This window comes from Thioclava sp. DLFJ5-1 (assembly GCF_002020115.1).
Classification (GTDB): Bacteria; Pseudomonadota; Alphaproteobacteria; order Rhodobacterales; family Rhodobacteraceae; genus Thioclava; species Thioclava sediminum.
Map to the genome: position 1 here is coordinate 93940 of NZ_MPZU01000004.1, position 23437 is coordinate 117376.

General features: G+C 64.1%; 28 protein-coding genes. 5 read left to right on the plus strand and 23 right to left on the minus strand.

Features of this window, described 5'->3' with window-relative positions:
* The first annotated feature begins 43 nt into the window (after positions 1–43).
* Positions 44–1246 carry a pyridoxal phosphate-dependent aminotransferase gene (locus BMI86_RS13290; protein ID WP_078541837.1) on the plus strand — a complete coding sequence of 401 codons (1203 nt, stop codon included), beginning with the start codon at positions 44–46 and terminating at the stop codon, positions 1244–1246.
* Between the two features lie 27 nt (positions 1247–1273).
* Positions 1274–1675: a hypothetical protein gene (locus tag BMI86_RS13295; protein ID WP_078541838.1), complete on the plus strand. Its 402-nt coding sequence runs from the start codon at positions 1274–1276 to the stop codon at positions 1673–1675.
* A 21-nt stretch (positions 1676–1696) separates the two neighbouring features.
* On the opposite strand, the gene BMI86_RS13300 is transcribed toward BMI86_RS13295, so the two are convergent.
* From BMI86_RS13300 to ureE, 11 genes are all read right to left on the minus strand, one after another.
* A complete protein-coding gene (locus tag BMI86_RS13300; RefSeq protein ID WP_078541839.1) occupies positions 1697–2260 on the minus strand; it encodes a CHAP domain-containing protein in 564 nt (187 codons plus the stop codon).
* A 166-nt stretch (positions 2261–2426) separates the two neighbouring features.
* Complete coding sequence (locus tag BMI86_RS13305; RefSeq protein WP_078541840.1) at positions 2427–2921, minus strand: DUF6647 family protein; 495 nt, start codon at positions 2919–2921, stop codon at positions 2427–2429.
* Between the two features lie 89 nt (positions 2922–3010).
* A complete protein-coding gene (locus BMI86_RS13310; protein WP_078541841.1) occupies positions 3011–3484 on the minus strand; it encodes a c-type cytochrome in 474 nt (157 codons plus the stop codon).
* Positions 3485–3700: 216 nt separating this feature from the next.
* The gene (gene urtE, locus BMI86_RS13315; RefSeq protein ID WP_075776995.1) at positions 3701–4396 is read right to left on the minus strand and encodes an urea ABC transporter ATP-binding subunit UrtE; all 696 of its coding nucleotides are present in this window, start codon (positions 4394–4396) and stop codon (positions 3701–3703) included.
* 16 nt (positions 4397–4412) lie between these two features.
* On the minus strand, positions 4413–5183 hold the full coding sequence (gene urtD, locus BMI86_RS13320; RefSeq protein WP_078541842.1) for an urea ABC transporter ATP-binding protein UrtD: 771 nt from the start codon (positions 5181–5183) through the stop codon (positions 4413–4415).
* A complete protein-coding gene (urtC, locus tag BMI86_RS13325; protein ID WP_078541843.1) occupies positions 5180–6403 on the minus strand; it encodes an urea ABC transporter permease subunit UrtC in 1224 nt (407 codons plus the stop codon). Before urtC ends, urtD begins: the two co-directional genes overlap by 4 nt.
* 94 nt (positions 6404–6497) lie before the next feature.
* The gene (gene urtB, locus BMI86_RS13330) at positions 6498–8480 is read right to left on the minus strand and encodes an urea ABC transporter permease subunit UrtB (protein WP_078541844.1); all 1983 of its coding nucleotides are present in this window, start codon (positions 8478–8480) and stop codon (positions 6498–6500) included.
* A gap of 58 nt (positions 8481–8538) precedes the next feature.
* Positions 8539–9819 (minus strand): urea ABC transporter substrate-binding protein, encoded by a 1281-nt coding sequence (urtA, locus tag BMI86_RS13335; protein WP_078542093.1) that lies wholly within the window; start codon positions 9817–9819, stop codon positions 8539–8541.
* A gap of 289 nt (positions 9820–10108) precedes the next feature.
* Positions 10109–10735 carry an urease accessory protein UreG gene (gene ureG / locus BMI86_RS13340; protein WP_078541845.1) on the minus strand — a complete coding sequence of 209 codons (627 nt, stop codon included), beginning with the start codon at positions 10733–10735 and terminating at the stop codon, positions 10109–10111.
* Between the two features lie 9 nt (positions 10736–10744).
* A complete protein-coding gene (locus BMI86_RS13345; protein ID WP_078541846.1) occupies positions 10745–11383 on the minus strand; it encodes an urease accessory UreF family protein in 639 nt (212 codons plus the stop codon).
* Positions 11376–11888 (minus strand): urease accessory protein UreE, encoded by a 513-nt coding sequence (ureE, locus tag BMI86_RS13350; protein WP_078541847.1) that lies wholly within the window; start codon positions 11886–11888, stop codon positions 11376–11378. Before ureE ends, BMI86_RS13345 begins: the two co-directional genes overlap by 8 nt.
* 70 nt (positions 11889–11958) lie before the next feature.
* On the opposite strand from ureE, the gene BMI86_RS13355 reads away from it, so the two are divergent.
* Positions 11959–12309: a hypothetical protein gene (locus tag BMI86_RS13355; RefSeq protein WP_078520262.1), complete on the plus strand. Its 351-nt coding sequence runs from the start codon at positions 11959–11961 to the stop codon at positions 12307–12309.
* 8 nt (positions 12310–12317) lie between these two features.
* Here the strand turns inward: BMI86_RS13355 and ureC are convergent, their stop codons facing one another.
* The 7 genes from ureC to BMI86_RS13390 all read right to left on the minus strand — a co-directional run bounded on the left by ureC (position 12318) and on the right by BMI86_RS13390 (position 16764).
* On the minus strand, positions 12318–14024 hold the full coding sequence (gene ureC, locus BMI86_RS13360) for an urease subunit alpha (protein WP_078541848.1): 1707 nt from the start codon (positions 14022–14024) through the stop codon (positions 12318–12320).
* Positions 14024–14329 carry an urease subunit beta gene (locus BMI86_RS13365; RefSeq protein WP_078520264.1) on the minus strand — a complete coding sequence of 102 codons (306 nt, stop codon included), beginning with the start codon at positions 14327–14329 and terminating at the stop codon, positions 14024–14026. Before BMI86_RS13365 ends, ureC begins: the two co-directional genes overlap by 1 nt.
* Positions 14330–14333: 4 nt before the next feature.
* Positions 14334–14513, minus strand: a complete 180-nt coding sequence (locus tag BMI86_RS13370) for a hypothetical protein (RefSeq protein ID WP_143594802.1) — start codon at positions 14511–14513, stop codon at positions 14334–14336.
* A gap of 59 nt (positions 14514–14572) precedes the next feature.
* Positions 14573–14875: an urease subunit gamma gene (locus BMI86_RS13375; protein WP_075776945.1), complete on the minus strand. Its 303-nt coding sequence runs from the start codon at positions 14873–14875 to the stop codon at positions 14573–14575.
* 9 nt (positions 14876–14884) lie between these two features.
* Positions 14885–15670, minus strand: coding sequence for an urease accessory protein UreD (locus BMI86_RS13380; protein WP_168173866.1), 786 nt, complete (start codon positions 15668–15670; stop codon positions 14885–14887).
* A 177-nt stretch (positions 15671–15847) separates the two neighbouring features.
* On the minus strand, positions 15848–16309 hold the full coding sequence (locus tag BMI86_RS13385; RefSeq protein WP_078520267.1) for an Lrp/AsnC family transcriptional regulator: 462 nt from the start codon (positions 16307–16309) through the stop codon (positions 15848–15850).
* Positions 16306–16764, minus strand: coding sequence for an Lrp/AsnC family transcriptional regulator (locus BMI86_RS13390; RefSeq protein WP_078541851.1), 459 nt, complete (start codon positions 16762–16764; stop codon positions 16306–16308). Before BMI86_RS13390 ends, BMI86_RS13385 begins: the two co-directional genes overlap by 4 nt.
* A 29-nt stretch (positions 16765–16793) precedes the next feature.
* Between BMI86_RS13390 and ilvC the strand changes: the two genes are divergently transcribed.
* Positions 16794–17912 carry a ketol-acid reductoisomerase gene (ilvC, locus tag BMI86_RS13395; protein ID WP_281478199.1) on the plus strand — a complete coding sequence of 373 codons (1119 nt, stop codon included), beginning with the start codon at positions 16794–16796 and terminating at the stop codon, positions 17910–17912.
* Positions 17913–17976: 64 nt separating this feature from the next.
* Here ilvC and BMI86_RS13400 read toward each other — a convergent pair whose 3' ends face one another.
* The gene (locus BMI86_RS13400) at positions 17977–18582 is read right to left on the minus strand and encodes a hypothetical protein (RefSeq protein WP_078541853.1); all 606 of its coding nucleotides are present in this window, start codon (positions 18580–18582) and stop codon (positions 17977–17979) included.
* A gap of 161 nt (positions 18583–18743) precedes the next feature.
* On the opposite strand from BMI86_RS13400, the gene BMI86_RS13405 reads away from it, so the two are divergent.
* Positions 18744–19136, plus strand: coding sequence for a hypothetical protein (locus BMI86_RS13405; RefSeq protein WP_078541854.1), 393 nt, complete (start codon positions 18744–18746; stop codon positions 19134–19136).
* Between the two features lie 130 nt (positions 19137–19266).
* Here the strand turns inward: BMI86_RS13405 and glmM are convergent, their stop codons facing one another.
* The 4 genes from glmM to BMI86_RS13425 all read right to left on the minus strand — a co-directional run bounded on the left by glmM (position 19267) and on the right by BMI86_RS13425 (position 23382).
* On the minus strand, positions 19267–20610 hold the full coding sequence (gene glmM, locus BMI86_RS13410; protein ID WP_078541855.1) for a phosphoglucosamine mutase: 1344 nt from the start codon (positions 20608–20610) through the stop codon (positions 19267–19269).
* A complete protein-coding gene (gene folP, locus BMI86_RS13415; RefSeq protein ID WP_078541856.1) occupies positions 20607–21626 on the minus strand; it encodes a dihydropteroate synthase in 1020 nt (339 codons plus the stop codon). Before folP ends, glmM begins: the two co-directional genes overlap by 4 nt.
* A 40-nt stretch (positions 21627–21666) precedes the next feature.
* Complete coding sequence (locus BMI86_RS13420) at positions 21667–22587, minus strand: dihydroneopterin aldolase (protein WP_078541857.1); 921 nt, start codon at positions 22585–22587, stop codon at positions 21667–21669.
* 114 nt (positions 22588–22701) lie between these two features.
* Positions 22702–23382 carry a cell wall hydrolase gene (locus BMI86_RS13425; protein ID WP_078541858.1) on the minus strand — a complete coding sequence of 227 codons (681 nt, stop codon included), beginning with the start codon at positions 23380–23382 and terminating at the stop codon, positions 22702–22704.
* Between the last annotated feature and the right edge of the window lie 55 nt (positions 23383–23437).

Consider the following 23437-nt stretch of genomic DNA (forward strand, 5'->3'; position numbering starts at 1 on the left):
GCCTAGAAGTTTGCCGAACGAGTTACAAATCAAGGGCGACGCGATGGCATTCCTTTCCGACACGCTTGCACGGGTGAAACCTTCGCCGACGGTCGCGATGACCGGGAAGGTGGCCGAATTGCGCGCCGAAGGCCGCGATGTGATCGGCCTTTCGGCGGGCGAGCCCGATTTCGACACGCCCGAGTCGATCAAGGACGCCGCGAAAGCCGCGATCGACGCAGGCAAGACCAAATACACCGCCGTCGACGGCATCGCCGAGCTGAAACAGGCGATCTGCGCCAAGTTCGCCCGCGAGAATGGACTGTCCTACACGCCCGAGCAGGTCTCCGTCTCCTCGGGCGGCAAGCAGGTGCTGTTCAACGCGCTGATGGCGACGCTCAACCCCGGCGACGAGGTGGTGATCCCGACCCCCTACTGGGTCAGCTACCCGGATATGGTGCTGATCGGCGGCGGCACGCCCGTCTTCGTGCCGGGCGATCCCGCGATGGGCTACAAGATCAGCCCCGAGGCGCTGGAAGCCGCGATCACGCCGAACACCAAGTGGTTCCTCTTCAACTCGCCCTCGAACCCCTCGGGTGCTGCCTATTCGCGCGAAGAACTGACCGCGCTGACCGAGGTGCTGATGCGCCACCCGCATGTCTGGGTGATGACCGATGACATGTATGAACATCTCACCTTCGACGGGTTCGAATTCACCACGCCCGCGCAGGTCGAGCCCGCGCTTTATGATCGCACGCTGACGGTCAACGGCGTCTCCAAGGCCTATGCGATGACCGGCTGGCGGATCGGCTACGCGGCCGGCCCGAAAGAGCTGATCGCGGCGATGCGCAAGGTGCAATCGCAATCCACCTCGAACCCCTGCTCGATCTCGCAATGGGCCGCAGTCGAGGCCCTCAACGGTCCGCAGGATTTCATCGACACCTTCCGCACCGCCTTCAAGCGGCGGCGCGATCTGGTGGTGGCCGGGCTCAACGCCTGCCCCGGCATCTCCTGCCCGACGCCCGAGGGCGCGTTCTACGTCTACCCCTCGATCAAGGACTGCATCGGCAAGACCTCCGCAGGCGGGCGCAAGATCGAGAGCGACGAGGATTTCGCCAATGCGCTCTTGGAGGAAAACAACGTCGCCGTGGTCTTCGGCGCGGCCTTCGGGCTTTCACCGAATTTCCGCATCAGCTACGCTACATCGGACGCGGCCCTGACCGAGGCCTGCGCCCGGATCAAGGCCTTCTGCGAAGGGCTGTCATAAGGCGGAACGGCCGAGGGAGACTGGCGAATGACTGACTTGCCCGAGTATTACTTCCGGGTGAAGGAAAACGGCGCGACGGTGTTTCGCGTCGACACCGAGAACCGTCAGCGCCGGATCGAGATGGACCCGATCGCTAATATCAACATCCGCAACGGCGAGATCAAACCGCAAGGCGACCGGGTTCTGACTGAGGACGATCGCGCCGAGATCGAGGCGTGGATGGCGCATCGCCGCGAGGTGCTCGCCCAGCGCGATGTCGACGACATCCTGCGCGCGGTCGATCACCTCAATCTCGTCACGCAATGGGCGCAGTCGAAGGCGACCGATGCCCAGCTCGAAGAGATCACGGATACGCTGTTGCTGACGATGCACGACCTGCGCAGCGTGCTGGTGCGCAAAAAGGCCGAACGGCTGACCAGCGAGGGCTGAGCGCCCCCGCCCTCTCCGGCCTCAGCCTTTCGAGATGAACCCGGTGATCGGATAGACGCGGCCCAGCGCGCCGGGATTGCTCATGACGCGCACACGGCTCCAGTCGTTCTTTTCCGAGACATCCACCACGACCATGTCGAGCGACACCTTGTTACGCTCCCAATTCGCGTGATCGACGCGAATCTGACGCGGCGAGTCGACGCCCGAGACCACCGCGATATGACCCAGCGGATTGCGACCGGTCGCCGAGAACGCCATCACCGCACCGACCTTCGGCTGATGACCGCGCGCATACAGTCCCTTCGCCTGCGACCACCACGTCTTGGCATTGCCGCGAATGTCGATGCCCGAGGCATTGCGCGCAAACGGCACACACCAGACACGCTGGCGCTTGGCGCGCATCTGCTTGGCCACTTCGACCGCATAGGCGCGACGTTCGAGGTTGACGGAGCTCGCCTGATCCCGCGCGCTGGCAAAGCCCATCCGGTCGCCGGTGGTCGGGGTGCAGGCCGAGACGGTCAGAGCCGCGATCAGAACAAGCGAAAGAGGGGCCGCGCGGCCCGCAAGGTCAGAGATAGAGAGCATGGGCGATCACTGTCGATGTCGAATTGTTGCGTCTTCGTTACCTCCTCCATAGCCCCGAATACCCCCTTCGCCGAAGGAGAATTTCGCCGCGCATCAGCGGGTTGGCAACAATCCGCTTACAGGAATGTTATCTTGGGAACCTTTTGCGATCTCGCGAATGCGCGTTCTACGGGTGACGGTCCGAGGGACAGCGCGCATGCAGGTAAATCTCGACCCATTCAAAGCCCGGATCGATTCCCCGCTCGGCCAGCCACGCCTCCTGCAGACGGTAGGCCTCCGGCTCGGCCGCCGCCGGACAGGGCCAGTCGCGCGCATGGAACTGAGCGCGATGGATCAACTCATGCAGCAGTGAGGATAGCTGCATCGGATCGTCTTCGGACCAAGGTCCGACGAGGAAGATTCGATCCTCCACCAGATCATAGGCCGCGCGCAGATCGGAATCGACCAGAAGGTCGTGCCCCTCATAGGTGATGACCTCCCCGCTCTGGCACATGAAGATCGCAGGCGCGCCCTCCGGCACCGTGTAGTCGCTATGCGCCTCGATCCATTCGGCGAGCGCCTCCGTCACCGCATCGGGCACGGACATCGGCAGCGGCGCGGGACAGGCCCCGACCGCTGCCGGACATAACAGTGCAAGCCCTATGACGATGGCTCGGATCATCACGCCTCCTCTCCTGACAGGATAGCAGCTGCGTGCGGATCTCGGAATTGATGCCGATCATTCGGGCCGATGGCGCAAACCGCGCCGCCCTAGTTCGGCATCATCGGCGGCGCCATCACGATATAGGGCGTCGTGGGAGCCTCCCCGGGCGGCAAGGCCTCGGGCATCGGCTCCCCCGGGTCTCCGAGCGACTTGATGTACTGGTAAAGCGAGCGCAGATCGCTCTCGGGCATCGCATGCACGTTGTAGAACGGCATCGGCGGTTTGGCGTCGAAGGTCTGCGCGTATTTCACGAAACCGTCCTCGTCCATGTCCTTGATCTCGTCGCGCAGATTGACCGCATAGGTCGTGCCCCACGGCCCCTGCCAGCCAAGCGGCACGCCTTTGAGCGCCGCCTCCGGGTCGATCTTGCCGCCGGATTCGTTATACCGGGCGGTGTGGCAGTCGTGGCAACCCGAGGTGATCGAGACCAGTTTGCCCCGCTCCACCGAGACCTCCTGAGCCACCACAGCCGAAGAGCTGGCCAGCGCGCCAAGCGCGGCCAGAATAAGAACGCGTTTCATGGGTTTCTCCCTCCCTAACAGACGCGCCCCTCCCGGCGCGCCTCTCCCTGAGGTCCGGCCTTACGTCCAAACAGACCTGACCTTGCGGAAAGGATGCGCCCAAAGGGGCGAGTCGGACAATTAGACAAAGGATAGGCTCTCGCAGCCGCGCTCAGGCAACGGACAGCGATGAGGCACGAACCTCGCGAAGGCGCGAAGCTGGCCGCGCCCTGCGCCTCAGACGCTGACCACCTCGCGCAATGCTTCGCGCGTCAGGGTCTCTTTCGTCCCCTCCATCGCGACCGCGCCGCGCTTGAGCACGTAGAAGCTATCGCCCAGATCATGCGCGAAGTCGAAATACTGCTCGACCAGCACGATCGCCATATCGCCCTTCTCGCGCAGGTAGGAGATCACCCGCCCGATCTGCTGGATGATGTTGGGCTGGATGCCCTCGGTGGGCTCGTCCAGCAACAACAGCTTCGGCTTCATCAGCATCGCCCGCGCAATCGCCAATTGCTGCTGCTGCCCGCCCGAGAGGTCCCCGCCCCGGCGATTGAGGAAGTCCTTCAGGATCGGGAAGAGCTCGTAAATCTCATCCGGAATGACATGCTCGGATTTCGGAAGGCAGGCGAAAGCCGTCTCCATATTCTCGCGCACCGTCAGCAGCGGGAAGATCATCCGGCCCTGCGGCACATAGCCCAGCCCCGCCTTCGCCATCGCCTGCGGCGGCACGCGGCCCATCTCGGCGCCATCGAGCGTGACAGACCCGCCCGAGCGCAGATGCGTCCCCGAGATCGCCTTCAGCAGCGAGGTCTTGCCCACCCCGTTCGTGCCCATGATGCAGGTCACCTCGCCCGCACGCGCCACCATGTCGATCCCGTGCAGGATCTGGCTGCCCCCGTAATGGAGCGTCAGCCCCTCGGTCTTCAGCATCGCGGGTTTTGTCAGATCAGCGGCCAAGATACACCTCGATCACGCGTTTGTCGGCGGTCACATGGTCGAGCGAGCCTTCCGCCAGAACCGACCCCTCATGCAGCACCGTCACCTTGCAGTTCAGACGGCGCACGAATTCCATATCGTGCTCGACCACGACCACCGCATGATCGCGCGCCAGATCGACCAGCAGCGCGGTCGTCTGCTCGCGCTCGGCCAAGGTCATCCCGGCGGCGGGTTCGTCGACCAGCAGCAGCTTCGGCTCCTGCGCCAAGAGCATCCCGATCTCCAGCCATTGCTTCTGCCCGTGGCTCAGCTCGCCCGATTTGCGCGGCAGTTGATCGGCGAGGCCCACCTGCGCCGCGATCTCTTCGACGCGCGCACGATCGGCATCGCCGGCCTTCCAGCCCAGCACCGCGAAGGGGCTGCGATTGGCCTTGAGCGCCATCATCAGGTTCTCGGTGACGGTCTGATCCTCGAACACGGTGGGCTTCTGGAATTTCCGCCCGATCCCGATCCGCGCGATCTTCGCCTCGTTCAAACGCAGCAGGTTGGTCGAGCTTTCCCCCCACAACACCGAGCCCTCATCGGGCCGGGTCTTGCCGGTGACGATATCCATGAAGGTCGTCTTGCCCGCCCCGTTCGGCCCGATAACGGCGCGCAGCTCGGTCGGACCGATATTGAAGCTGAGATTGTTGATCGCCTTGAACCCGTCGAAGCTGACGGAGATGCCGGAGACCTCCAGCAGGGTCTGCGCCCCCGCCCCCGGTTTGATCGCGACATTCATTCCTGCGCCTCCTCTTCCCGGAAGGAGCCCTTATCCGGCCCGAGCGGCGCGCCATGGCGGTTCGGACGGCGGATGCCCTCGAAGAGATCGATCAGCCCCGACAGTCCCTTCGGTGCGAACAAGGTCACCAGCACGAAGGCGAGCCCCAACAGCACCTGCCACCAGTCGACCCAGTCGATGGTGTAGAAACCCAGCGGCAGATCGGGCACGCGCCCCCCGGTGAACCAGCTCGAGACGATGGAGACGAAAGCCGCCCCCATTACCGCGCCATAGAGCCGCCCGCGCCCGCCGATCGCGACCCAGACCGCAAGATAGATCGACGCGATGGGCGCCATCTCGCCCGGGTTGATGATCCCCGCCTGCGGGTAATAGAGCGCGCCCGCAATGGCCGCGATCACCGCCGTCAGGGTGAAGACGAACAGCTTGTAGCCCTCGACCGAATAACCAAGGAAGCGCACCCGCGCCTCGTCGTCGCGGATGCCGCGAATGACCGAGCCGAACTTGCCCGAGACGATCAGCGACGCCGCGATATAGCCCAGACCCAGCGCCAGAGCCGAGGCCCAGAGGAACCAGATCGACAGATGATCCTGCCCCGCGCCTACGCCCGGAATGTTCTGCAGCCCCGAAAGCCCGTTATTGCCGCGCAGCCCGCTCTCGTTCTGGAAGAGGTAGAGCGACAGCGCCAGCGTCATCGCCTGCGTCAGGATCGACAGGTAAACACCGGTGACGCGCGAGCGAAACGCGAGCCAGCCGAAGATCAGCGCCAGCAGCCCCGGCACCAGCACCACGAACAACAGCTGCATCGGCAGGTTGCCTGCGAAGGTCCAGATCGCGGGTAGATCGGAGCCGCCCACCACGCCGAAGATCTGCGTGCCGATGGCGTCATTGACCTCCTGCGGGGTCATCGGGAACTCGCCCGCCGATTGCAGCACGATGTCGCGGGTGCGCTCATACATCAGCCACATGCCGATCATGTAGCCGCCCAAGCCAAAGAAGGCGAAATGGCCGAGCGAGAGGATGCCCGTATAGCCCCAGACCAGATCCATCGCGATGGCGATCAGGCACAGGCACAGCGTCTTGCCCAGCGTCTTGACCATCGAGGTCGAGATCGCCCCCGGCCCGTAGGCGTGGGAGAGGAAGGTGACGCCCAGCGTGAAGATCGCGAGGATCAGCAGGAACCACAAGACGGACGGGTTCTTGGCGAGAAATCCGGATTTCATGCGCGGACCTCCGAGGTTGCGGCGGGGGTTTCGCACCCCCGCACCCCCGCGGGATATTTGGACCAAGAGGAAGGGATAAGGGTCTGTCTCATGCTCAATCCCCCGCGGCCCGGCCCTTGAGCGCGATGATGCCGCGCGGGCGGAACTGGATGAAGATGATGATGAAGAGGATCATGTAGGTCTGCGCCGCGAGCGTATTCGACGGGTTCAGCCATTCGATCCCCTTTTGCAGCACGCCGATCAGGGTCGCGCCCGCCAGCGTGCCGAAGATCGAGCCGACGCCGCCGACCACGACCGTCATGAAGCTCTGCACGATATAGTCCTGCCCCATCTCGGAGGTGACTTTCGCGAAAAGCCCGATGGCGACGCCCGCGATCCCGGCGATACCCGAGCCGAACCCGAAGGCGAGCATGTTGATGCGATCCGGGTTGATGCCCATAGACGCCGCCATCGACGGGTTCTGCGTGACCGCGCGGACCTCCAGCCCGAGGCGGGTCTTGCGCATCACCCAGAGGTAGAGGGCGAGGAAAATCAGCGCGAGCACGAAGATCGCGATGCGGATATAGCTGATCGACACCACGTCGTTGAGCGTCCATGCCCCCTCCAGCCAGGGCGGCGAGGTCAGCGGACGCGCTTGCGTGCCGAAGATATTCTTGAAGAGCTGCTGCAGCGCGATCGAGATACCGAAGGTCGCCAGCAACGTCTCCAGCGGGCGCTTATAGAGGTACCGGATCACCAGCCGCTCCATCGCGACGCCGGCCCCGAAGGTGATCGCAAAGGCCAGCGGCAGCGCGATCAGGATCGACAGCGTATAATCGGGCACGAAAAGCTGCACGACATAGCCGGTATAGGCGCCCATCGTGATGAACTCGCCATGGGCCATATTGATCACGCCCATCACCCCGAAGGTGATCGCCAACCCGATGGCGGCGAGGAAATAGATCGAGGCGAGCGAGAGCGCATCGAGGCCGAGATCGACCGTCTGCATCCCCGCAACCGTGCGGCTGACGCGGGTCAGCGCAGCCTCGGCGGCGGTGGTCACTTCCGGGTCGGGCTCGGCATAGATATCGGCGTATTGGTGATCGGCGACGAGTTTCTCAGCCTCTGCATCGGTCAGACGTGTTGGCACCTCGCCGGCAGCGGCCAGCGTCGCATAGGCCTCCTCGCGCTTGGCCGGATCGGCCATTGCAGCCAGCGGCAGCCCGCCCACCTGACCGTTCTCGACATGCGCCGCCAATGCCTGCTGCATCTCGGAGGCCGAAATCCGCGCGGGCGCCATATCGGCCGAGACCAGCATCGCATAGGCCTCATCTTCGGGGATATCGCGACCCGGCTTGAGGGTTTCCGCAACATTGCCCTCGGGCGCGCCTTCGAACACCTTGCGGGTCGTCGCCACCAGCGGGTTCAGCGTCGCGCGGAAATCCAGCCCCAGATCGGCCCCGAAACTGTCGATCGCCGCGACGCGCTCTTCGGCATCCTTGCCGAAGCGGATCGTCAGCAGGCGTTCCAGCCGCTGTTTTTCCGCCTTGATCGCGGGATCGGGCTCGTCGGGGATCGAGGCGCGCAGCGGCTCCAGATGCGAGGCCTCGCCGTTGCGGTCGATCGCGGTCAGCGCCTCGCGGCGTTTCTTCGGATCGGGATCGCTGAGCAGAAACCGCACCAGCGCCACGCCGATCTCGGCCCGCACACCGGAATTCGGCTTCACTTCCTTGATGTCGGATTTCGGCGCGGTGCCGGCGGGCTCTCCGGTGACCGGATCGCTCAGCTCATATTCGCTGCCGGATTTCTTCACGATGAAGAAGGCGCCATCGCTTTCGCGCAGCCCCACGCGCTTGTCGGACCAGGCCTGCAGGAAGCGCGAGGCCCCCTCGCCCGAACCGGCGACCGCCTCGATGACCGGGCCGATCGTGCGGCGCGACGGCTTGGCGATCTGCTTGGCATAGTCCTGAAGGACGGCGCGCAGCCCCGTGGCTTCGCTTTGCGTGGCCTCCGCCTGCGGCGCGTCGCCCGCGTCCTGCGCCAGCCCCGGCAGAGCCAATGCCAGAACAATCCCGAGCGCGATCAAAAACTTGCGCATCCCGTCCCCTTAGGATGAAACGGCCGGGAGAGGCGCCCCCCTCCCGGCCAAGACACGATCAGTAGTTCGATTTCTTCTGAACGCAGGTTTCGGTCTCGGTGTTGTACATGCCGCAATCGAGACCCGGCCAATCCGACTTGAGCACCGCCGATTCCGGCAGGAAGTCGGTCCAGGCGTCGCCCGGCACGGGGTCGGTCTGCGAAATGATGTCGAACTGACCGTCTTCCATGATCTCGCCGATGAGGACCGGCTTGGTCAGGTGGTGGTTCGGCAGCATCTTCGCTGTGGAGCCGGTGAGGTTCGGGAATTCCTGCCCCGGCATCGCGGCGATGACTTCGTCGATATCGGTGGAGCCGACCTGCTCGACCGCCTGCACCCACATGTTGAAGCCGATATAGGTGGCTTCCATCGGGTCGTTGGTCACGCGGCTGTCGTCACCGGTGAAGGCGTGCCACTGCTCGATGAAGGCCGCGTTTTCCGGCGTGTCGGCGCTCTCGAAGTAGTTCCACGCGGCCAACTGACCGACAAGGTTCTTGAGATCCGCCTCGCCCAGACCCGACAGCTCCTCTTCGCCGACCGAGAAGGCCACGACGGGGATATCCTCGGCGGTGATGCCCGACGCCGCCAGCTCCTTGTAGAAGCCGATATTGGCATCGCCGTTGATCGTCGAGATCACGCCGACCTTCTTGCCGTCCGCGCCCAGCGCCTTCACGTCGGAGACGATCTTCGACCAGTCCGACTGACCGAAGGGGGTGTAGTTCACGAAGATATCTTCCTTCGCGATGCCCTTGTCCTGCAGATAGGCTTCAAGAATGTTGTTCGTGGTGCGCGGATAGACATAGTCGGTGCCCAGCAGCGCGAATTTCTCGACGCCAAGCTCTTCGAGGAAGTAATCCACCGCCGGGATCGCCTGCTGGTTCGGGGCAGCACCGGTGTAGAACACGTTGCGCGAGCTTTCCTCGCCCTCGTATTGCACCGGGTAGAACAGCAGACCGTTGAGTTCCTCGAGGACCGGCAGAACCGATTTACGCGACACCGAGGTCCAGCAACCGAAGATCACGTCGACCTTGTCCACGGTGATCAGCTCGCGCGCCTTTTCGGCAAACAGCGGCCAGTCGGAGGCCGGGTCGACCACGACCGCCTCGAGCATCTTGCCGTTGATGCCGCCTTTCTTGTTCTGCTCTTCGACCAGCATCAGGACCGTGTCCTTCAGCGTGGTTTCCGAGATCGCCATCGTGCCCGACAGCGAGTGCAGAACGCCAACTTTGATCTTGTCGTCCTCCTGCGCGAAGGCGAAGCCCCCGCTCATCGACATGGCCCCGGCCAGAGCCGCAGACATCATAAGTTTACGCCGATTGATCATTTCATTTCCCTCGTTAGCGTCGACCCTGCGCGGCCCTTGATGGGCTCATTCTGCAGGTGCCGAACCTCCACTATTGGTAACGGTCGAGGCCATCCCTCCGACCAGGGGCGCACAGCCGAGCGCCTCCGACATCCAATCCCTCGCGCTGCGATGCGGCAAAAAAATCCGGCACCACGCAGCAAAAAACCCGCCGAATGGGCGGGTCTGCCGAAGTTTTCGCACAAATTGTGAGTTTTCGCCCAATAAACGGGCAACTATTTCGTTATCAGGCTGGAATCGGTTTCAGCGCCAAACCACCCTCGCGCTCGAGAAATGCGACGATCTCCTCGATGCCCGCACCTTGGCGCAGCCGCGCCATAACATAGGGCTTCGACCCACGCGCGGTTTGCGTATCCGCCTCGAGCTGCGCCAGATCGACCCCCACATGCGGCGCGAGGTCGACCTTGTTCACCACCAGAAGGTCAGACTTCGTCAGTCCCGGACCGCGTTTGCGCGGGATATCCTGCCCCGCCGCCGTGTCGATGACATAGATCGTCAGATCGGCCAGTTCCGGCGAGAAGGTGGCGGCCAGATTGTCGCCGCCGCTCTCGATCAGCACCAGTTCCAGATCGGGGAGTTGCGCGGTCAGATCGGCGATGGCCGCCAGATTGATCGACGCATCCTCACGGATTGCCGTATGCGGGCAGCCCCCCGTCTCGACGCCGCGAATACGCTCGCCCGGCAGCACCTGCGCGCGCATCAACGCCTCGGCATCCTCGCGCGTATAGATGTCGTTCGTGACAACCGCCATCGACACGCGCGACGCCAAGGCCCGCGCGAGTTGCTCGGTCAGCGTGGTCTTGCCCACGCCCACCGGTCCGCCAATACCAACGCGCAAAGGTCCGTTGCCCATATCCTCACCTCAAGTCTTGAAGAGACGCACATCGAGCGTCTCGTGTTTCATGGCCGAGACCTCGGCGCGAAAGGCGCTGAAGCTCAGGTCAGTCAGTTCCGCCTGCGCCGCGCGTGCCGCGATCTCGGCGATTTTTCCGTGCAGCTCGCTCAACACCGTTTGCCCGGCGATTTGTCCCAAAGGGACAAGTCTGATCGCCGCAGAGACGAGGTTCGATGCGAAAGAATGCTGGAAGAGGGAAATCACCTGCGCGGCCGGCAGGTCCAGATCGCGCGCCGCCTCGGCCAGTGCGACCGGTAAAATCCGCGGCGGCAGCTCGACGCCCCGCAACCCGGCCTGCGCCAGCGTGAAGGCCGCGCCCTGTTCCGCCGTCTCACGCAGCCGCTCGGCCGAACCCGCCATCGCGCGCCCCAACGCATCCAGCTCGTCGAGATCGCCACCGCGCAGCCCGCAGGCCAGCAGCACCGCATCCGACCAGCCCGCGCCATTCTCCAGCACATCCCCCAGCCAAATGGCGAACCCCGCCGCACCCCCGATCTCACCCGCCGCCACCGCCTGCTCAAGCCCGTGCGAATAGGCGAACGCCCCGGTCGGAAAGGCCGGGGAGAGCCATTGCATCAGCGAGAGGGACGCGGTCGGATCAGGCATGGTCGTGATGATGGTCGTGGCTGTGCGAATGGGAATGCCCATGGTGATGCGAATGCCCGTGCTCATGCCCCATCGTGCGCCCCATCCCGTAGGCGCCGCCCTCGGGCTGGAAGGTCTCGACCGCGGGCGACACCTCCGCGCCCAGCTGTTTCAGCATCGCTTCCAGCACATGATCGGCGCGGATCACCAGCCGCTCCGCCTCGATCTGGCAGGGCGTATGACGGTTGCCGATATGCCAAGCCAGCCGCGTCAGATCGCCCTTTACAACCAGCACCGGCTCCAGCGCCGGACGCACCTCGATGAACCGCCCGTCCTCCAGCACGAAGGCCTCGCCGCCGGTCAGATTCGTCACCTCCGGCAGATCCACCAGAAACCCCGCGCCCGAGCCCGCAACCAGCCGCTTGCGGCGCAGAAACCGCCCCTCGTAATCCAGCGCCACATAGTCGACCGCCGCCTGCCAGGCACCTTTCGGCGCGACTTTCTCGGCCTTGGGATAATCGCTCATTCTCTCGGCTCCCCTTAACGCTTTCTCAAACCTCCGACCGCAGACTGCTCTGCAGCAAAGGAGTCTTTCAATGTTCCACCATTGCTTCGAACCGCGCACTCCCGCGGATGAGTTGGCCCAGATCCGCGCGCAGATCGCACAACTCAAACGCCGCGAGGCAGAGCTGCGCGAGGCCTATCTTACCCAGCCAGACATGCCCTGTCTCGGCCGCTGGACGAAGGTGGAGATCGTCACCAGCCGCCGCCAGGTGCTGGAGCCGCGCCTGCTGCCGCCCGAAATCCGCTCCGACCCGGCCTTTCAGCGCGAGAAAGTGACCCGCACGCTGCAGACCCGACCGCATGATCCGACGCGGAACCGCCTGCCCGAACTCGTTCGGGACAGACCCGTCAACGTGGGGCTGCGCCTCGTATCCGGCGGCTGACGCCATCCTCAGAAGAGGAAGTAACGCTGTGCCAGCGGCAGAACCTCCGCGGGCGCGCAGGTCAGCAATTCGCCATCCGCGCGCACCTCATAGGTCTCGGGATGCACGTCGATCTCGGGCGTCGCCGCATTGTGGATCATCTGCGCCTTGCCGATGCCGCGCGTACCCTCGACGGCAAGCGTCTGCTTTTGCAGACCAAGGCTCGCCGCCAGCCCGTTGGCCTGCGCCGCCTGACTGACGAAGGTGACGGAACTCGCGTGCCGCGCGCCACCCAGCGCCCCGAACATATTGCGCGTATAGAAAGGCTGTGCCGGGATCGAGCCGTTCGGATCGCCCATCTGCGCCGAGACAATCGAGCCCCCGATCAGCACCATTTCGGGCTTCGCGCCGAAGAAGGCCGGGTTCCACAGCACCAGATCGGCACGCTTCCCCACTTCGATCGAGCCGATATGCTGGCTCATCCCGTGGGTAATCGCCGGGTTGATCGTGTATTTCGCGATGAACCGCTTCACCCGCACATTGTCATTGTCGCCCTGCTCTTCCGGCAGACGCCCGCGCTGTTTGCGCATCTTGTCCGCCGTCTGCCAGCAGCGAATGATGACCTCGCCCACGCGCCCCATCGCCTGACTGTCCGAGCTGATGATCGACATCGCGCCCATGTCATGCAGGATATCCTCGGCCGCAATCGTCTCTTTCCGGATACGGCTTTCGGCGAAGGCCACATCCTCGGGCACCTTATTGTCGAGGTGGTGGCACACCATCAGCATATCGAGATGCTCTTCGATCGTGTTTCCGGTATAGGGCCGCGTCGGGTTCGTCGAAGATGGGATCACATTCGGCGCGCTCACCACCTTCAGGATATCCGGCGCATGGCCGCCCCCCGCGCCTTCGGTATGGAAGGCGTGGATCGTGCGGCCCTTGATCGCGGCCAGCGTATTCTCGACGAAGCCGCTCTCGTTGAGCGTGTCGGTGTGGATCATCACCTGCACATCCATGTCGTCGGCCACCGACAGGCAGCAATCGATCGCGCCCGGCGTCGTGCCCCAATCTTCGTGCAGTTTCAGCGCGCAGGCACCGCCCTCGACCATCTCGACGAGCGCCTCGGGGCGCGAAGCATTGCCCTTGCCAGACAGCGCGAGGTTGACCGGCAGCGCATCGAAGCTCTGCAGCATCCGCGCGATATGCCACGGCCCCGGCGTGCAGGTCGTGGCCAGCGTGCCATGCGCGGGGCCCGTGCCGCCGCCCAGCATCGTCGTCATCCCCGACGCCAGCGCATCCTCGATCTGCTGCGGACAGATGAAATGAATATGCGCGTCGAACCCGCCAGCGGTCAGGATTTTCCCTTCCCCGGCAATGACTTCCGTCCCCGGCCCGATGATGATGTCGACATTCGGCTGCGTGTCGGGATTGCCCGCCTTGCCGATTGCCACGATCTGCCCACTCTTCAGGCCGACATCCGCCTTGTAGATCCCCGAATGGTCCACGATCAGCGCATTGGTGATGACCGTATCGACCGCGCCGCCCGCGCGGGAAATCTGGCTCTGCCCCATGCCGTCGCGGATCACCTTGCCGCCGCCGAACTTGACCTCCTCGCCATAGGTGGTCAGGTCGCGCTCGACCTCGATGATCAGATCGGTATCGGCGAGCCGCACCCGGTCGCCGGTGGTGGGACCGAACATATCGGCATAGGTGCTACGCGAGATCGTGGCCGGCATCAGAGCGCCCCCATAACTTTCTGATTAAATCCATAGACTTCACGCGAGCCGCGATAGGGTACCAGCCGCACTTCGCGGCTCTGGCCCGGCTCGAACCGCACCGCCGTTCCGGCTGCGATGTCCAGACGGTAGCCCCGCGCGGCGTCCCGGTCGAACTCCAACCCCGGATTGGTCTCCGCGAAATGGTAATGCGAGCCGACCTGCACCGGGCGGTCGCCGGTATTGGCGACCATCAGCGTGATCGCCTCGCAGCCCTCATTCAGCGTGATCTCGCCCGCCGCGGGCAGGATTTCTCCGGGGATCATCGGCTCACTCCTTGTTGCGACGCAGCGCGCGCGCCAGTTCCGGTCCGACATAGGCGACCGCTGCGAGCGCAAGGAGCCCGATCAGCGGACCGTCGTGGAAGAACGATGTGCTCCCCGCGCTGTGGCCGGGATGGGCCAGCGCGGCAGTGGGCGCGAGGACGGCGAGAGCGGCTACAAATTTCATCGGACGGCCTTTCATTAGAAAAACTTATTTCGGGTCGGTCTGTATAAGCTGAACTTATCTCAGCGGATCGGATGATGGACGGTGACGAGCTTCGTGCCGTCCGGGAAGGTCGCTTCGACCTGAATGGAATGGATCATCTCGGGGATGCCCTCCATGCATTGATCGGCCGAGATCACCCCTGCCCCCGCCTCCATCAGATCGGCGACGGAGCGCCCCTCGCGGGCCCCTTCGACGACGAAATCCGAAATGATTGCAATGGCTTCCGGGTGATTGAGCTTCACGCCGCGTTCCAGCCGGTTGCGCGCGACCATCGCAGCAACGCTGATCAGCAGCTTATCCTTTTCCCTCGGTGTCAGGTTCATCGTATTCCCTCAGATCTGCCACACGCGCGGCGCCGCTTCACCGCGTCGCAACGTATTGAAAAGTCGTAGAATTTGTCGCCGCATCGGCCAACCGTCCCGCGCGAGCAGCCGGATGACGCATTTCCCGTCGAACCCCGAAGCCGCCCCTTCGACGCCTGGCTCATCGAGCACCGCGCGCAGGGGCTCCACCGCGTCTTCCGCACCTTGCTGGCACAGAACGAGCGTCGCGAAAGCGCGCGCCTCGCCCAGAACCGCGCTGCGCGCGCCCTTGGCCAAAATGTTGGAATTCAGCAAGAAGGGCTCGAAAAAGACAGGTTTTCCGGCGCGATCGATCCGGCGCATGTCGAAAAACTGCAAGTCCTGCACCCGCTCGCCCATTGCGATCCGGCCCAGAACCACCGCCTCGAGCATCAGGCAGGACGCATCGGCGGCCAGCGAAATCGTCGTGTCGCGCGCAAGTTTCGAGCGATCGAACAGGATCGTCTCCTGGGGCAGCCAATCGAGGTGGCACCCGGCGCCGACATTGTGATGCACCTCGACCTGCGCCTGATCTCCATCGGCGCGATAGGCGCGCTCGGCGGCTTGGGTCGTCGCCACGAGTTTCGCGCCATCTTCCAGATCGGTCTTGTAGGAAAGCCGGTCTCCAGAGGCCAAGCCACCGGAAGTGTTCAGGAAAACCACTTCTGCCGCGCCCGGAACGCGCGGCAGAATGGCTTTCGCGGAGCCGCTTTGATGGAGGCCGGTCAGCCGTGCACCGGAAAAGGCGGCCCGCGCCACGCCGCGCGAACGCTGCATCTCGACTGCAGCCGTAGTCTGTATTTTCGCGTCGAACATGGGTCCCTCCCCCCCGATCCAAAACCGCACCAACGAAGCGGTCCATGCCTTGCTCGCGCAGATTTGGCTTTGACCAAAGCACAACGGCAGCTGCGCCCATTTCACGCGCAGTTTGCCCAATTTTTCAACTGTAATGAATCAGCCCAAGGGGCCGGGACGACGTTCTTCGTTGAGAAGCACATTCGCCTCGACCTGCCCGACACCGGGCAAGGTCATGATCCGACGCCGCAAAACCCGTTCGAAGTCGGGCAGATCGCGGGCAGTGACGCGCAGCCGGTAATCGAAGAGCCCGAGGACGTGCTGCACGAGCTGCACTTCGGGGATCGCGGTCACCGCGCGTTCGAAATCCTCGAGACTGACGCGGCCTTTCGCAGCGAGCTTCACGCCCAGAAAGACCGTCACACCGAAACCGAGCGCCTCGGGATCGACGATGACGCGGCGCCCTGCGATCACACCCGCCTCCTGCATCCGACGGATTCGGCGCCATGTCGCGGGCTGAGAGAGCCCGAGCTTGCGCCCCAACGCGCCCGCGCTCTGCGTGGAATCGCGGCTCAGCGCCCGCAGCAGCTGGCGGTCGAAATCGTCGAGATCGAGGCTCATATCGGCAGCTCCGCACTGGATTTGATCGTCGAGATCAGCATCAGAGCATCGAGTTCGGCGATATGCGGCAGGGTCAGAATGCGGTTGCGGTAGATCTCCTGATAATGCGCCATATCGCGGGCGATGACCTGCAGGCGCATATCGGTGGAGCCGAGGAAGCTTTGGATTTCAATTACTTCCGGGACCTCGCGCGCGGCGGCGGTGAATTCGTCGAAAGCGCGCGGGTTGGTCTTATCCAAGGTGAAGCGCAGGGAAACCTCGACCGCCCAGCCGAGCGCGTGCCAGTCGATCAGCGCCTTTTCCCCGCGGATCACCCCGCCTTCGCGCAACTTCTCGATCCGGCGCCAACAGGTCGCGGGCGTGACGCCCGCGCGCTCGGCCAGTTCGGCCGAGGGGAGACCCGGCTCCGCCATCATCTGACGCAATATCCGTCGGTCCGTATCGTCGATCTGCATGATTTTTCCGATTTTACCAAAAAGCGCGAATGACTTTTATCCTCTTTAGCGATTACGCTCAACTTCTGAACGCATATTCGCGCAGAACGTTCTATTCTCAGCCTCAGAAAAGAAGGAGGAACGCCATGCGCGTCTATTACGATCGCGATTGCGATGTGAACCTGATCAAGGACAAGAAAGTCGCCATTCTTGGCTACGGCTCGCAGGGCCACGCCCACGCGCTGAACCTGCGCGACTCGGGTGCGAAGAACGTGGCCGTTGCGCTGCGCGACGGCTCGCCCTCGAAAGCGAAAGCCGAAGCCGAAGGCCTGCAGGTGATGGGTATCGCGGAAGCGGCTGCCTGGTGTGACGTGATCATGTTCACCATGCCCGACGAACTTCAGGCCGAGACCTACAAGAAGTACGTCCATGACAACCTGAAAGACGGCTCGGCGATCGCGTTCGCCCACGGCCTGAACGTGCATTTCGGCCTGATCGAGCCGAAGCCCGGCATCGACGTGATCATGATGGCGCCGAAAGGCCCGGGTCACACCGTGCGTGGCGAATACACCAAGGGCGGCGGCGTGCCCTGCCTCTTCGCGGTCGAAAACGACGCGACCGGCAAGGCGCAGGACATCGCGCTGAGCTACTGCTCGGCCATCGGTGGCGGCCGCTCGGGCATCATCGAGACCAACTTCCGTCAGGAATGCGAAACCGACCTGTTCGGCGAGCAAGCGGTTCTCTGCGGCGGCCTCGTCGAGCTGATCCGCATGGGCTTCGAGACCCTCGTGGAAGCCGGTTACGAGCCGGAAATGGCCTATTTCGAGTGCCTCCACGAAGTGAAGCTGATCGTCGACCTGATCTATGAAGGCGGCATCGCGAACATGAACTACTCGATCTCGAACACCGCCGAATATGGCGAGTATGTTTCGGGTCCGCGCATCCTCCCCTACGAGGAAACCAAGAAGCGCATGAAGGATGTCCTGACCGACATCCAGACCGGCAAATTCGTGCGTGACTTCATGCAGGAAAACGCGGTCGGCCAGCCCTTCTTCAAGGCGACCCGTCGCATCAACGACGAGCACGAAATCGAGCAAGTCGGCGAGAAGCTGCGCGCCATGATGCCCTGGATCTCCAAGGGCAAGATGGTCGACAAGTCGCGCAACTGATCTGCACGACAGCGACGAGATCGGACCCCCGGCCTATGCGCCGGGGGTTCTTTTATATGTGGGGTTACACCCAGTAGCTCGCGCCGTTGGCCATGTTCATCGTCACGCCCCAGGCGAGGTAGAACAGCCACACGCCGGTCAGCAGCTGGAACACGCCACCCGCTTTTTCCGCCGTCTCGCTATTGGTCCAGCGTGCGCCGAATTCGGCGAGGTAGATCAGCATCAGGCCGATGAAGAGGATCGCGCCGGGGATATCGCCATTGCCCCAGAACGAGATCGTGCCCATCGCGCTCAACCCGAACAGCGGGATCGCCATCCACGCCTCGGGACCGGGATCGGAATGGGTGTAGCGACGCAACCCGATGACGAACCAGTGGATGCCGTAGAGCGAGAAGGCGACAGCCGCCATGTAGAGCGGCGCGGCATTGGCGAAGACCGGAAACCAAGTCAGGCCGACCATCAGGTAGATACCGGTCAGAAGCTGGCCGAACCCGCCAAGGAAGATGCCCCAGAGGCCCAAGGTGCGCTCCTGCGCCAGCGGGTCGCCGGACCAGCTCGGGCCGTTCGCGACGGCCGCGCCGCCCTGGACGAAATAGTTGATCGAGAGCGATAGGAAGCCGATCGCGAGCGGCCAGAAATCTGATGTGGGAAAAATGGATGATTGGTCCATGACGCACCTCCGGTAAATATCGCCCCTCCGTTGCTCCAAAGCCGCGGAAGGCCTTGAAGTTCAGTCACGTTTTGGTCACTCCAGACGCTGACCGCGGCAGCGCGTCGCCTTGCGGGGCTACGGGTTTCTTGTCACAGTTCCGCGAATTGAAAGGGAAGCAGATGGCCGAACCCGACCACGAGGAACTCGAAGCGATCTTCGAGGAGCGCGCAAAATTCTTCACCCCGAAATGGTTCGGCGATCTTTTCGCCGGGCGGCTCGCGCCGGGAGATACGTTCTGGGCGGGCAATTACGGGCCCGCGCTGGTGGTGGTGCCGCTGATCGTGATCCTAGCGCTGTTCACCGCACTGATCTCGCCGGGTCATCTTGGCGCGTTCTTCGGAAGCTTCGCTGTGGCCGCGGGGATCTACCGGATCGCTGTGTTGATCGGTTTGACCCGCTCGGTCTGGCGCGCGGAGGCCGGCCCGACTTTCTGGCGCTGGGTCGGCGTGCTCTGGACCGTATTCGAAGCGGTCGCCCTGATCTGGCTGGGGCTGGACCTCTTCGGCGGGTAAGAAAAAAGGGGGCGCGCGGCCCCCTCTACTTCGCTCTTTCAAAATATCCCGGGGACGGCCGCAGGCCGGGGGCAGAGCCCCTTCATTCTCCGTTGATTGTCGTCCTACGGCGACGGGGGCAGCGCCCCCCTTACGCGGTTTCGGCCTCGACGGCGGCGACGATGCTGTCGACGGTCGCTTCCAACAGGCCCTCGTCCTCGCATTCCGCCATCACGCGGATCAGCGGCTCGGTGCCGGATTTGCGGATCAGAAGACGGCCCTGACCGTTCAGACGGGTCTCCGCGTCCAATATCGCTTTTGCAACATTATCGGCGCTCAGAGGCTCCTGTCCCGCCTGATACCTTACGTTTTTCAACATTTGCGGCACAGTCTCGAATTGCCGCACGAGGTCGGAGGCGCGCAGCCCGGTCTCGACCATCGCGGCGAGGAATTGCAGCCCCGCCATCAGGCCGTCACCCGTGGTGGCGTAGTCGGTCATGACGATATGACCCGATTGCTCGCCGCCAAGATTGAAGCCGCCTTCGCGCATCCGCTCGACCACGTAGCGGTCGCCGACCTTGGTGCGCTCGAGCCGCAGCCCCTCGGCCTCAAGGAAACGCTCCAGACCGAGGTTGGACATCACGGTCGCCACCAGCGCGCCGCCGGTAAGCTGACCGGATTCGGCCCAGCGTTTCGCAAACAGCGCCATGATCTGATCGCCATCGGCGACATGGCCGGTCTCGTCGATGATCATCACCCGGTCCGCGTCGCCGTCGAGCGAGATCCCGAGATCGGCGCCATGCGCCACCACGGCCTCAGCGCAGGTGCTGACATGGGTCGAGCCGCAACCGTCGTTGATGTTGCGCCCGTCGGGCGAGACGCCGACCGGGATCACTTCGCAGCCCAACTCCCATAGAACATCGGGGGCCGCACGATAGGCCGCCCCATTGGCGCAATCGACGACGACTTTCAGGTCGGGCTTGCGCAGCTTCGGGAAGGTGGTCTTGGCATATTCGACATAGCGCCCCAGACCGTCGTCGATCCGCTTGGCGCGGCCGATATTCTCGGGGCGCGCGAGACGGATATTGGTGTCGAGCATCGCCTCGATCTCGGTCTCGGCCTCGTCGCTGAGCTTGAACCCGTCGGGACCGAAGAACTTGATCCCGTTATCCTTGGCCGGATTGTGGCTGGCGGAGATCATGATCCCCATATCCGCGCGCATCGAGCGGGTCAGGTAGCCCACGGCGGGCGTGGGCACCGGGCCGAGCAGCAGAACGTTCATCCCCGTCGAAGTCAGACCCGCGGTCAGCGCGTTCTCGAACATGTAGCCCGAGAGCCGCGTGTCTTTGCCGATCACCACGCGGTGGCCGCGCGAGTCGTCCTGCCGGAAATAGCGGCCCGCAGCGGCGCCCAGTTTCAGCGCCATCTCGGCGGTCATGTTGCCGGAATTGGCCTCGCCGCGGACACCATCAGTGCCAAAAAGCTTCCTGCTCATTCCTCAAAACCTCTTTTGATCGCGTCCCAGAGCCGGATGCCTTGGGCGATCTCGGCCACATCGTGGACGCGGTGAATTTGAATGCCCTGATCGAGCCCGGCGAGCGTCACGGCCAGAGTACCGGGGGCGCGGCTATCGGCCTCCTCGGCGCCGCCCACGGCCCCGATGAAGCGTTTGCGCGACACCCCGAGCAGGACCGGGCAGCCCAGCCCGTGAAACAAGCTGAGACCGCGGATCAAGGCGAGATTGTGCTGCGCGGTCTTGCCGAAGCCGATACCGGGATCGGCGATGATCGCCTCGCGCGCGATGCCGTAATCCTCGGCCAGCGCGATGCGATCTTCGAGATAGTCGTAGACGTCGAGCAGCACATCCGTGTAGCGCGGATCGTCCTGCATCGTCTCGGGCAGGCCCTGCGCATGCATCAGGCAGATCGGCGCGCCGGAGACCTGCGCGACCTCGACCATCGCCGGATCGAATTCCATCGCGGAGACATCGTTGAGCATCGCGGCCCCCGCCTCCAGCGCCTGATCCGCGACCAGCGACTTGCGGGTGTCGATGGAGATCGGCGCGTCGAAATCGGCATCGCGCAGCGCCGCGATCACGGGCGCGGTGCGGGCGATCTCTTCGTCTTCCTCGACTTCCGTGGCGCCGGGACGGGTCGACTCGCCGCCGATGTCGAGAATGTCGGCGCCCATCTTGCGCAGCGCGACGGCACGCTCGATCGCTGCGTCCTCGACGTCGAAGCGCCCGCCATCGGAGAAGCTGTCAGGGGTGACATTCAGAATGCCCATGATCCGCGGCGCATCGAGCGTGATCCCGGCGACCGGGGTGCGCGGGGCGCAAAGCCGCTCCATCACCTCTTCGGGCAGATGGGCCACGGGGATGATCTCTGGCTCGCCATCGCGGCGCAGAATCTCCACCTCATCGAACCAGCACCACCCCCCGGCGAGGGTCAGAGCCGTGTCGGGACGGGCGGAGTCGGTTCGGGCGACGGGTCGATAATAGAGCTTCTCCATGCGCACCATTCACCCGATTGCGCCCGAGAGTTCAAGCCGTTCAGAGCGGGCGCGTCTCGACCGGCACGCGGCTTCCTGCCGGGGCTGAAACAGTCCCGTGAACTTCCAGCCGTGTCGCGGCCATCTGCTCGGCCAGCCACAGCGCCAGCGCCATCGCGTCGCGCGCGGGGCTTTTCGGGCCGTCGGTCGCGTCCAGCACGATCTTGGAGGGCGCCCAGACGACCATCTGGCCGTGACGCATTGCCCAGTCGATCTCGGTGCGGGTGGCAACCACAACGCAGCGCGGATCGCGGGCCGCGAGCCGCCATGCGTTCTGCTCGATCGCGAGAAGGTCGATGCGGCGCTGCGTGGGCCCCTGCCCGCTCTCGGGCACGGCGCCGTCGGGCAGCCCCACGGCGAGGATCACCGGATGGCCCGTCTCCTGCAGCACGTCGAGCCGCGCCGCCAGGTCCGGCGCGTCGATGGCCGCGTTCGACAGATAGGCAACGACCGGGTGCAGGCTTTCCTCCACCCCGCTCTCATCGACGCTTTTCACCGGGACGGAGGCACGGGAGCGCACGATCTCGACGCCGAGCGCACCGGGGCCGCGGTCGAGCTTCTCGATCCGCACGAAGACGCGCATCGCTTGCGGGCTGGCGAGGATACGCTCTGCCACGCCGGCTGCGAGCGTCTCCAGCAGGTTCACCCGTTCCTCGGCCAATTCCGCCGCGATCGCCTCGGTGATCCGGTCATAGGAGAGGATGCGATCCACGTCGTCCTCGATCGGCTCCGGCGTGGGCCGGACCTCCACCACCACGTTGAATTGCAGGCGCTGTGTGTGGCCACGCTCCTGCTGGAAGGCACCGATATCGGCCTCCACCACATGGTCGCGCAGCGAGATGCGATCCCGGGGGTCGGTCGGCGCAGAGGCCGCCGCCCGCGCTTCGGGATGCGAAAAGGCGAGGGAAATATCGGAACTCATGCGCGCCTCGGGAATTTTTCAGTCATGTCGAGCATAGAAAAAGGGCGGACCGAAGCCCACCCTCAACCGTCATTTCATCGCCTGCCCGCGACGCGGGCCCCTGAAAGCGCGGCCTCAGTTCGAGGCGGTGCGCACCGGGTTGGCGTAGAAGATGTGATGGCCGATCGACGCGGTTTTCGCGAAGCGGCGCGACCAGCTCGGGCGCACGGCGCGCGTGTGGAAGTAGGTCGCCCCGTCGGTCAGCGAGCGCGGCGCACCGTCGATCATCGCCCGGGCGACTTTCGCGACTTCGGCGTAGGCACCTTTGTTGCGGACGGTGTCGGAGCGACCGTCGCAATACCAGCTGAACTGGCAGGCGCGCGAATTGCCCTGATGGACAACGCCGCAGATCGAACCGGGGAAGCGCGGATCGTCGACACGGTTCAGGATGACCTCGGCGACGGCCTGCTGGCCCTTCACGCCTTCGCCACGCGCTTCGAAGTAAAGCGCCTGCGAGAGACATTGGAACTGCTCGCCACCCTTGGCAGCGGGTTGCGCGGCCAGCCACTTGGCCGAAAGGACTTCCGGCAGAGTCGCATGTTTTTTCGAGCGTTCCGGCGCCATGGTGAGCGCGGTGACGCGTCGTTTGTCGATCGCGCTCATCGCGGAGCGCTCCGTCCACAGGACCGACATCAGTCCTTGTTCGGCGACCTCAGTGGGGTCGTTCGACTGGCTTACCGTGACTTCGGCACGCAAGCCTCCGGCGAGGGCGAGGAGGATGGCAGCACCCCCCGTCCAGCTTTTCAGCAGTGACATGGTTTTCTTCCGATAAGGTCAATCGCCGCGCACCCCCCATTGAGCCGCGACGGCG

Excerpts from the sequence above, each read along its gene's own strand:
- ureC (WP_078541848.1), bottom strand. The coding sequence starts at position 14,024 with ATGCCGGCCACGATCTCGCGTAGCACCTATGCCGATATGTTCGGTCCC.
- BMI86_RS13370 (WP_143594802.1), bottom strand. The coding sequence starts at position 14,513 with ATGAAATTTGTAGCCGCTCTCGCCGTCCTCGCGCCCACTGCCGCGCTG.
- BMI86_RS13355 (WP_078520262.1), top strand. The coding sequence starts at position 11,959 with ATGTTCCACCATTGCTTCGAACCGCGCACTCCCGCGGATGAGTTGGCC.
- BMI86_RS13380 (WP_168173866.1), bottom strand. The coding sequence starts at position 15,670 with ATGCAGCGTTCGCGCGGCGTGGCGCGGGCCGCCTTTTCCGGTGCACGG.
- BMI86_RS13305 (WP_078541840.1), bottom strand. The coding sequence starts at position 2,921 with ATGATCCGAGCCATCGTCATAGGGCTTGCACTGTTATGTCCGGCAGCG.
- BMI86_RS13405 (WP_078541854.1), top strand. The coding sequence starts at position 18,744 with ATGGCCGAACCCGACCACGAGGAACTCGAAGCGATCTTCGAGGAGCGC.
- urtC (WP_078541843.1), bottom strand. The coding sequence starts at position 6,403 with ATGAAATCCGGATTTCTCGCCAAGAACCCGTCCGTCTTGTGGTTCCTG.
- BMI86_RS13375 (WP_075776945.1), bottom strand. The coding sequence starts at position 14,875 with ATGAACCTGACACCGAGGGAAAAGGATAAGCTGCTGATCAGCGTTGCT.
- BMI86_RS13295 (WP_078541838.1), top strand. The coding sequence starts at position 1,274 with ATGACTGACTTGCCCGAGTATTACTTCCGGGTGAAGGAAAACGGCGCG.
- BMI86_RS13345 (WP_078541846.1), bottom strand. The coding sequence starts at position 11,383 with ATGCCTGATCCGACCGCGTCCCTCTCGCTGATGCAATGGCTCTCCCCG.
- BMI86_RS13400 (WP_078541853.1), bottom strand. The coding sequence starts at position 18,582 with ATGGACCAATCATCCATTTTTCCCACATCAGATTTCTGGCCGCTCGCG.
- urtE (WP_075776995.1), bottom strand. The coding sequence starts at position 4,396 with ATGCTGAAGACCGAGGGGCTGACGCTCCATTACGGGGGCAGCCAGATC.
- ureG (WP_078541845.1), bottom strand. The coding sequence starts at position 10,735 with ATGGGCAACGGACCTTTGCGCGTTGGTATTGGCGGACCGGTGGGCGTG.
- BMI86_RS13290 (WP_078541837.1), top strand. The coding sequence starts at position 44 with ATGGCATTCCTTTCCGACACGCTTGCACGGGTGAAACCTTCGCCGACG.
- urtD (WP_078541842.1), bottom strand. The coding sequence starts at position 5,183 with ATGAATGTCGCGATCAAACCGGGGGCGGGGGCGCAGACCCTGCTGGAG.
- BMI86_RS13425 (WP_078541858.1), bottom strand. The coding sequence starts at position 23,382 with ATGTCACTGCTGAAAAGCTGGACGGGGGGTGCTGCCATCCTCCTCGCC.
- BMI86_RS13390 (WP_078541851.1), bottom strand. The coding sequence starts at position 16,764 with ATGCAGATCGACGATACGGACCGACGGATATTGCGTCAGATGATGGCG.
- BMI86_RS13385 (WP_078520267.1), bottom strand. The coding sequence starts at position 16,309 with ATGAGCCTCGATCTCGACGATTTCGACCGCCAGCTGCTGCGGGCGCTG.
- BMI86_RS13365 (WP_078520264.1), bottom strand. The coding sequence starts at position 14,329 with ATGATCCCCGGAGAAATCCTGCCCGCGGCGGGCGAGATCACGCTGAAT.
- urtA (WP_078542093.1), bottom strand. The coding sequence starts at position 9,819 with ATGTCTGCGGCTCTGGCCGGGGCCATGTCGATGAGCGGGGGCTTCGCC.
- urtB (WP_078541844.1), bottom strand. The coding sequence starts at position 8,480 with ATGCGCAAGTTTTTGATCGCGCTCGGGATTGTTCTGGCATTGGCTCTG.
- ureE (WP_078541847.1), bottom strand. The coding sequence starts at position 11,888 with ATGAGCGATTATCCCAAGGCCGAGAAAGTCGCGCCGAAAGGTGCCTGG.
- BMI86_RS13300 (WP_078541839.1), bottom strand. The coding sequence starts at position 2,260 with ATGCTCTCTATCTCTGACCTTGCGGGCCGCGCGGCCCCTCTTTCGCTT.
- folP (WP_078541856.1), bottom strand. The coding sequence starts at position 21,626 with ATGGAGAAGCTCTATTATCGACCCGTCGCCCGAACCGACTCCGCCCGT.
- glmM (WP_078541855.1), bottom strand. The coding sequence starts at position 20,610 with ATGAGCAGGAAGCTTTTTGGCACTGATGGTGTCCGCGGCGAGGCCAAT.
- ilvC (WP_281478199.1), top strand. The coding sequence starts at position 16,794 with ATGACTTTTATCCTCTTTAGCGATTACGCTCAACTTCTGAACGCATAT.
- BMI86_RS13310 (WP_078541841.1), bottom strand. The coding sequence starts at position 3,484 with ATGAAACGCGTTCTTATTCTGGCCGCGCTTGGCGCGCTGGCCAGCTCT.
- BMI86_RS13420 (WP_078541857.1), bottom strand. The coding sequence starts at position 22,587 with ATGAGTTCCGATATTTCCCTCGCCTTTTCGCATCCCGAAGCGCGGGCG.